Annotated in this window: 9 protein-coding genes; 4 read left to right on the plus strand and 5 right to left on the minus strand. The window is 67.5% G+C overall.

Going from position 1 to position 7,107, the window contains the following annotated elements; genetic code table 11:
- The first annotated feature begins 31 nt into the window (after positions 1-31).
- Positions 32-235: a SlyX family protein gene (locus AC3FNH_RS31125; RefSeq protein WP_276102567.1), complete on the plus strand. Its 204-nt coding sequence runs from the start codon at positions 32-34 to the stop codon at positions 233-235.
- A gap of 117 nt (positions 236-352) precedes the next feature.
- Entirely contained in the window at positions 353-907 is a 555-nt protein-coding gene (locus AC3FNH_RS31130; RefSeq protein ID WP_488722830.1) for a DUF1439 domain-containing protein, read from the plus strand.
- A gap of 172 nt (positions 908-1,079) precedes the next feature.
- Here the strand turns inward: AC3FNH_RS31130 and AC3FNH_RS31135 are convergent, their stop codons facing one another.
- The 5 genes from AC3FNH_RS31135 to AC3FNH_RS31155 all read right to left on the minus strand — a co-directional run bounded on the left by AC3FNH_RS31135 (position 1,080) and on the right by AC3FNH_RS31155 (position 4,053).
- Positions 1,080-1,979 (minus strand): DMT family transporter, encoded by a 900-nt coding sequence (locus tag AC3FNH_RS31135; RefSeq protein WP_276102568.1) that lies wholly within the window; start codon positions 1,977-1,979, stop codon positions 1,080-1,082.
- Between the two features lie 344 nt (positions 1,980-2,323).
- A complete protein-coding gene (locus tag AC3FNH_RS31140) occupies positions 2,324-3,145 on the minus strand; it encodes an NAD-dependent protein deacetylase (RefSeq protein WP_488722825.1) in 822 nt (273 codons plus the stop codon).
- A complete protein-coding gene (locus tag AC3FNH_RS31145) occupies positions 3,142-3,348 on the minus strand; it encodes an oxidoreductase-like domain-containing protein (RefSeq protein WP_276102570.1) in 207 nt (68 codons plus the stop codon). The genes AC3FNH_RS31140 and AC3FNH_RS31145 overlap by 4 nt, the downstream gene beginning before the upstream one ends.
- 100 nt (positions 3,349-3,448) lie before the next feature.
- Positions 3,449-3,775: a hypothetical protein gene (locus tag AC3FNH_RS31150; RefSeq protein ID WP_276102571.1), complete on the minus strand. Its 327-nt coding sequence runs from the start codon at positions 3,773-3,775 to the stop codon at positions 3,449-3,451.
- Positions 3,776-3,816: 41 nt separating this feature from the next.
- On the minus strand, positions 3,817-4,053 hold the full coding sequence (locus AC3FNH_RS31155; protein ID WP_276102572.1) for a hypothetical protein: 237 nt from the start codon (positions 4,051-4,053) through the stop codon (positions 3,817-3,819).
- 243 nt (positions 4,054-4,296) lie between these two features.
- Between AC3FNH_RS31155 and AC3FNH_RS31160 the strand changes: the two genes are divergently transcribed.
- Together AC3FNH_RS31160 and AC3FNH_RS31165 are read left to right on the plus strand one after the other, a co-directional pair.
- Positions 4,297-6,594, plus strand: a complete 2,298-nt coding sequence (locus AC3FNH_RS31160; protein ID WP_488722826.1) for a patatin-like phospholipase family protein — start codon at positions 4,297-4,299, stop codon at positions 6,592-6,594.
- A gap of 114 nt (positions 6,595-6,708) precedes the next feature.
- Positions 6,709-6,903, plus strand: coding sequence for a hypothetical protein (locus tag AC3FNH_RS31165; RefSeq protein WP_488722827.1), 195 nt, complete (start codon positions 6,709-6,711; stop codon positions 6,901-6,903).
- Positions 6,904-7,107: the final 204 nt, after the last annotated feature.

Raw genomic sequence — 7,107 nt, forward strand, 5'->3', positions numbered from 1 at the left:
CTTGCCGGAGATGAAGCCGGAGACACACGCCATGGAAGACCGCCTCATAGAACTGGAAATCAAGCTCGCCTTCCAGGAAGACCTGCTCGAAACGCTGAACCTCACCGTCGCACGCCAGCAGCAACAGCTCGACCTGCTCCAGGAGCAGTTCCGCGCGCTCTACCAGCAGGTGCACAGCGCCCCGTCGACCGCTGCCGAGTCCAACCCGCAGCACGAAATCCCCCCGCACTACTGAAGCCGGATGCTTTATAGGGTGGCTGCGTGTCCCCAGCCGCCGGAACGTTGCTGCGCCGATCCGTGTCTGACAGGCACCTACGCAGACAACGTTGCGCCAATGCGCACCCCCCGCCACATGCGCCTTCATCGACGCCTCATGTTCGCCGCGGCGACCCTTGCCGTGGCCACCGCCGCCCACGCCGGCTACAACATCTGGACCGGCGAATACACCTTCACGAAGCAGGAACTGCAGCAGGCCGTGGACAAGCGCTTCCCGGCCACGCTGCGCTACGCGCAGGTGGTCAGCGTGCAGCTCACCCACCCGCGCCTGGTGCTCGACGACGCCAACAACCGCATCACCACGCAGATGGACGCCCAGCTCACCAATGGGCTCGCGGCAGCGCCGCCGGTCAACGGCACGCTCTCGCTGAACAGCGGGCTGCGCTACGACAAGACGCAGCGCGCCGTGCTGCTGGACAACCCGACGGTGCAGGACGTGCAAGTGCAGGGCATGGCGCTGTACAGGGAGCAGCTCAACGCGATCGGCGCCGTAGTCGCCCAGCAACTGTTGAAGGATTACCCGATCTACACGTTCAAGCCCGACGAACTGCGCTTTGGCGGCAAGGACGTCGAGCCCGGCGCGATCACGGTGGCGCCCGATGGCATCCGCGTCGAAGTGAAGGACCGGTAGCGCTCAGCCATCCGGCGGCAACGCTTGTGGCGTGACGGGCCAGCCGGCATGCTCCTCCAGCAGTCCGACCAGCAACTGCGCGGCGCCTGACAGGTTGCGTCCGCCCGGATACACCCAGCGTCAGCGGCAAGGGCGCCGGTGCCTAGGCCAGGCGGCGGCCTGAGCGCGGGCTTCAGTGTTCCGGCCTGCGCCGGAACACGAGCGCCAGTCCTGCCAGGATGGCTCCCATGCCGGCGATCGCCATCGGCGCCAGCCGGTTGCCCAGCAGCAGGTAGTCGAACACGGCCGTGCCCGCCGGCACCAGGTAGAACAGGCTGGTCACGTTGACGAGATTGCCGGCCCGGATCAGCCGGTAGAACAGCAGCGTCGCAGCCACGGAAATCCCCAGCGCCAGCCACAGCAGCGGCACGAAGAACGCCAGCGTGGCGTCGAACACGAACGGCTGGAACGCAAGGCACAGCAGGCATGCCGCGGTGCTCACGCCGTACTGCAGCGGCAGCACCTGCGCGGGCGTGCTGGCGAGGCGCTTCTGCAGGATCGCGCCGACCGTCACGCTCGTCAGCGACGCCAGCGCGAACAGCACGCCGGCCGGCGACAGCCGCGCCATCAGCAAGCTGTCCGCCACCACCATGACCAGGCCTGCAAGCGCGAGTGCCAGTCCGGCCATCCGCGCCGCGCCAAAGCGCCGTTCGGTCAGCAGCAGCGTGAGCATCGGTTGCGCGCCAAGGATGGTGGCCAGCACGCCCGGCGTCAGGCCGCGCTCCAGCGCGAGAAAATAGCCGATGGAATAGCCGGCAATCATCAGCAGGCCCGCAAGCGCGGCAAGCCAACGTTCGCCGCGCGGCGGCAACAGGGGCCCGCGTGCGAGCGCGATGGCGACCAGCACGGCTAGCGCCAGCGCAAAGCGCAGCGTCAGCAGCGCGAACGGCGTGGCATGGTCGAGCGCCCAGCGGGCGAAGATGGCGCCGCTGCTCCACAGCAGCACGAAAAGGGGCGTGGCGCCCAGCGAGGCCAGCGTGCGCTGGCCGGAAGCGGCACCGGTCTGTGCCGCCAGGTTATTGTCAATGCGCATGGTGTTGCACCTGTCGAATGCATGGCAGGCTCCGGCACGCGTGTGTGCCATCGGCGCTATGGCGCGCCGACGGTGGCAGATACCGGAGACGTCAGGAGGTGCTGCGGGAAGAACCCGTCAGCCAAGCAATGCCGGCAGCGCAGGCGCGCCGGCGGTCGCCGGGGGTGGCGATGCGACAGGAGGAGGGGATGCGACCGAGATCGACGCCGCCAGGCCGCGTGCGCGCGCGCCGGCCGCAAGGGCTGGCAAGGCGTGGCGATGGCGGGCTGCGTGCATGAGATCGGAAGCGTGGGAAACAGAAAAACCAATGCGACGATGCTAGCGGCCGCAGGCGCGCCGGTCAATCACCCGGCCGCCGCGAGTTGCGCCGTCAGTTCGGACAGCGCCTGCGCGCATGGCGCTTCGACCTTGAGCGCGAGCATCGGATCGGCACGCGTCACGCCAAGGTTGACCACGGCCACCGGCTTGCCCATCTGGCCGGCCCAGACGCAGAAGCGATAGCCCGAATACACCGTCAGCGACGAGCCGACCACGAGCACGGCGTCAGACTGCGCCAATGCCGCGCGCGCGTCGTCCACGCGTTCGCGCGGCACGGACTCGCCGAAGAAGACCACGTCGGGCTTGAGCAGGCCGTCGCAGCGTTCGCACGACGGCACGCGAAACTGCGCGAACAGCGGCGATTCGAAGTGGGCATCGCCATCGGCGGCGGGCTCGGCCAGCACATCGCGCAACGCGCCGTTCTGCTCGGCCAGCCAGCGCTGCATGCCGGCGCGGTCATGACGCGTGCCGCACGACAGGCAGATCGCGCTGCCAATGCTGCCGTGCAGCTCGATCACGTCTTCGCTGCCGGCACGCTGGTGCAGCCCGTCCACGTTCTGCGTCACCAGCCGCGCCACATGCCCCTGCCGCGCCAGCGCCACCAGTGCATGATGACCGGCATTGGGCTGCGCGCCCGCGGCCACGGGCCAGCCGATCATGCTGCGCGCCCAGTAGCGCTGGCGCGCGGCATGCGAGCCCAGGAAGGCCTGCAGCGTGATCGGCTGCGAACGCTGCCACTGGCCGTTCGCATCGCGATAGCCCGGGATGCCGGAGTCGGTGCTGATGCCCGCGCCGGTCAGCACGAACAGGCGCGGATGCTGCCGCACGAAATCGGCGAGCGCGCTCAAGTGGGCGAATCCTCTGTGGACTGGCGGGCCGCCTGGCGCGCCTCCCAGGCCTTCAGCTCGTCGCGATAGCGCTCCAGTTCCTGGTAGTAGTAATCAAAGATGCAGGGATCGCAGCCGGAGCCGCAACATTCGTCGTCGCCAGGCCGCTCGGGCGGCACGGGACGGGGGTCGTCTTGATCAGGATGGGCGGGATGGTCGGACACGGAACAGCTCGAAGTCGCAAAGCCGGCTACGCCGGTATTGGCGACAGTATATGCCCGGCCCGGGCAGCCGGCCGGCGTACCGTTGCCGGCACAACGCGGATCAGTGATTCAGCAGCGTGTTCCCGACCGGGATCACCAGCCTGTCGCCGCTCAGGCACGCGATATCGTCGCCCGCCAGCCAGCGCGACACGACGTCCGTCAGTTTGCCGCCGATGCGCGCGAGCTCGGCCGAGTCAGCGACATAGACTGCGTCGATCACATCCTGGTCGAACTGCAACGCAGCGCCGTGGCGCTGGCGGCCGCCGGACCCTGGCGGCTCCGCCTGCCAGTTCACCTCCACCTCGCTGCCGTTGCCGCGGCTGTATTGCGCCGACATGGGAAAGAGGCGACAGGTATGCTCGCGGGCCCACTCGACTAGTGCAGTCATGGCGGTTCCCTCCTTCGGGCGCCGGCGTCCCGGCGGGCCGCTCAGCGGCTCAACACATGGTAGAGCCAGTCATGCGCGCGCCTGGGCACGCCCAGGCCCCGGGCATCCAGTGGCTGCCCGCGCACCCGCAATTCGCCCTCGTGGAGGGCGTCCACCGCCGCCTGGGCATCCGGATAGCGTCCCACGACGCCGTTGCCCAACATCAGCATCCAGTCTTTTTCCCGAGGAATCAGGGTCAGTTGCCCCGCGGCGGTCTGGCAGAAGAAATAACCGTGCATTCGGTCCCCAGAACCTTGCCTGTCACGTAGATGGTAGCCGTTCCGTGCGCGCGGCGCCTGGCAAGTTGTGGTGCGGTGCGGCGATCTGAACGCTTCCGCGGGCCATGATGAATTGTTTCGACGGCGGGTGCCGGGCTGCAGGCTTTGCGCCAAGATATCCTCAAGCGTGGCCGGCCCGTCACCGACACCCTTGCGCGGCCGGGCGCCCCGAGCCGTACCTCCCGGCGTCCACGGACCTGTCCCATGAACGTTGCGACCCGATCCCTAAGGCTGGCTGCACTGCCTGCTGCCGCGCTGTGGCTGGTGCTGGGCAGCGCGCGCGCGGCCGGGGCCACGGATCAGCCGGCACCGGCGCCCGGCCCGCCGCCGGCCGTCACGCAGGCGCCGCCCCCCGCGGTGCCTGCGCCCGGCCTGGGCCGTCCGCGCATCTGCCTGGTGCTGTCCGGCGGCGGCGCGCGCGGCGCGGCGCATATCGGCGTGCTCAAGGTGCTGGAAGAGATGCGCGTGCCGGTGGACTGCATCGCAGGCACCAGCATGGGCTCGCTCGTCGGCGGCGCCTACGCCAGCGGCATGGCGCCGGCCGATATGGAATCGCTCGTAGCCGGGCTGTCGACCGCGAAGATCTTCAAGGAGCGCCCGCCGCGCCAGGACCTGACGGTGCGCCGCAAGCTCGACGACTACACCAACCTGTTCACGCCCGAGATCGGCATCAAGGACGGGGAGATCCAGCTGCCCAAGGGCGCGGTCTCGGGCGTGCAGCTGGAGACGGTGCTGCGGCAACTGGCCAAGGTGCCGGGCTACCGCGAGTTCGACCAGTTGCCGATTCCCTACCGGGCCGTGGCCACCGACCTGGTCGCGGGCACCCCGGTCGTCTTCAGCAAGGGGGAACTCGCGCAGGTAATGCGCGCCAGCATGTCGGTGCCGGGCGCCGTAGCGCCGGCCGAATACGATGGGCACCTGCTCGTCGACGGCGGCCTGACGGACAACCTCCCGGTCGACGTGGCGCGCAAGATGGGCGCCGACATCGTGATTGCCGTCAACCTGGGCACGCCGCTGATGCGGCGCGACGAGCTGAACTCGATCCTCGGCGTCACGGGGCAGATGCTCAACATCCTGACTGAGCAGAACGTGCGCAGCTCGCTGGCCTTGCTCAAGCCCACCGACGTGCTGATCCTGCCGGAGCTGGGCGATTTCTCTGCCAGCGATTTCGACCACTTGACCGACACCATCCCGATCGGCGAGGCCGCCGCGCGCAAGGTCGCCGATCGCCTTGCGCCGCTGGCGCTGCCGCCGGAGCAATACGCGGCGCTGCGCACGCGCCAGCAAACCCTGGCGCCACCGGACCTGCGCCCCGTCGACGAAATCCGCTTTGCGCCGCTGGAACGGGTCAATCCCGCCTATGCCGCATCGGTGATGGAGACCAAGCCTGGCCAGCCGATCGACCAGGCGCAGCTCGACCTCGACATGCGGCACCTGTTCGGCACCGGCGACTTCGAACATGTGAACTACGGCTTCCTGGAGGAGCCAGGCCGGCGCATCATGGCCGTCGATGCCGTGGAGAAGACCTACGGCCCGAACTACCTGCGCTTCGGGCTGGGACTGAATACGGACTTCCGCGGCGACGCGTACTTCAACCTGGTCGCCAGCCACCGGCGCACGTGGATCAACTCGCTTGGGGCGGAATGGCGCACTGATGTGCAGGTCGGCCAGACCTCCGCCCTGCACACCGAGTTCTATCAGCCGCTGAACACCCGCCAGTACTTCTTCGTGGCGCCGCGCTTCGACATCGAACGCAGGCCCGTGAATATCTTCCAGGGCACCACGCGCATTGCGCAGTACGACGTGCGCAGCTACAGCGCGTCGCTGGATCTCGGCAGCCAGTTCACCAAGTACGGCGAAGCGCGCATCGGCGTGCAGGCAGGCTCGCTGAATGCCTCGCTCAGCACGGGCCCGGCGCAACTGTCGCCGGGGCAGGGTCATATCCGGCTCGGAGCGATTACCGGCCGGCTCTTCCTGGACCAGCTCGACAGCACATCGTTTCCGCGCAGCGGCTATGCGGGCCGGCTTAATATCTACGCCTCCCAGCCAGGACTGGGTGCCGACCAGGCCTATGTCAAGGGCACCATCGACGGCAACTACGCCTTCTCGTTCGGCAACAGCACCTTCACCCTGGGTTTCAAGGCCGGCAGCAAGATCGGCGACCACCCGCTGCCGCGCTATGACCTGTTCCAGTGGGGCGGTTTCCTGCAGCAGTCCGGCTACGCCACGGGCCAGTTGCTGGGCGGCAACCTGCAGTTCGCGCGCATCGTCTACTACAACAAGCTGGTGCGGCAGAGCCTGCTGGAGGGGGTCTATGCGGGCATGTCGCTGGAAGCCGGCCGCGTCGGCGATCCGCTGGTGCCGGGGAGTCCCACCGGCCTGCTCAAGTCGGCCTCGGTCTTTCTTGCGCTCGATAGCCCGGTCGGTCCGCTTTACCTCGCGTATGGGCGCGCTGCGGCCGGCGTCTACAGTTTCTATCTGTTCCTTGGCAAGCCTTACTGAGTAAACGGCAATGCACATTTTCGTTGCTGGTTGTCGCTCAGCAAGACCCTACCAAGGTTGTATGTAATGTCTTAATACATAAGCTATAATGTCCCTGTCGTTGAGACCCCCATCTTGATGACGACCCCCTTCCCTATCGCCGCCGCAAGCGGCGATTTTTTTGATTTGCGGGTGAATGGGTTAAATGATGGGGTTGTCGTGCTTGGCAGGCGCTGCTGTTTCGCCGGCGTAGCCGGCGAGTCACTTTTTGTCCGAGCGACAAAAAGTAACCAAAAAGCGCGTTTACTTGCCCTAGCGGGCGAATATTGATCGTAGTGTGCTGCGGGTGTTGTACGGGGATGAACTTCAGAGTGTGCCCGGCTGCCTGCCGCGTGGTGCGCGTCCGCCGGTAGGCCTTCAGGCAATGATTGAACGAGCCCCGAAACTGTCCGTGGCCCCTGCTGCGACCGCCATCGTGTAATCGCCTTCGGCTGCGCTACGCGCAGAGCCCTAGTCTGAGCACCCAGGCCGCAG

Source organism: Cupriavidus sp. 22TCCZM01-5, from assembly GCF_057798915.1.

Coding starts and splice junctions, on each gene's coding strand:
- AC3FNH_RS31155 (WP_276102572.1), bottom strand. CDS start 4,053: ATGCACGGTTATTTCTTCTGCCAGACCGCCGCGGGGCAACTGACCCTG.
- AC3FNH_RS31130 (WP_488722830.1), top strand. CDS start 353: ATGCGCCTTCATCGACGCCTCATGTTCGCCGCGGCGACCCTTGCCGTG.
- AC3FNH_RS31160 (WP_488722826.1), top strand. CDS start 4,297: ATGAACGTTGCGACCCGATCCCTAAGGCTGGCTGCACTGCCTGCTGCC.
- AC3FNH_RS31125 (WP_276102567.1), top strand. CDS start 32: ATGGAAGACCGCCTCATAGAACTGGAAATCAAGCTCGCCTTCCAGGAA.
- AC3FNH_RS31150 (WP_276102571.1), bottom strand. CDS start 3,775: ATGACTGCACTAGTCGAGTGGGCCCGCGAGCATACCTGTCGCCTCTTT.
- AC3FNH_RS31135 (WP_276102568.1), bottom strand. CDS start 1,979: ATGCGCATTGACAATAACCTGGCGGCACAGACCGGTGCCGCTTCCGGC.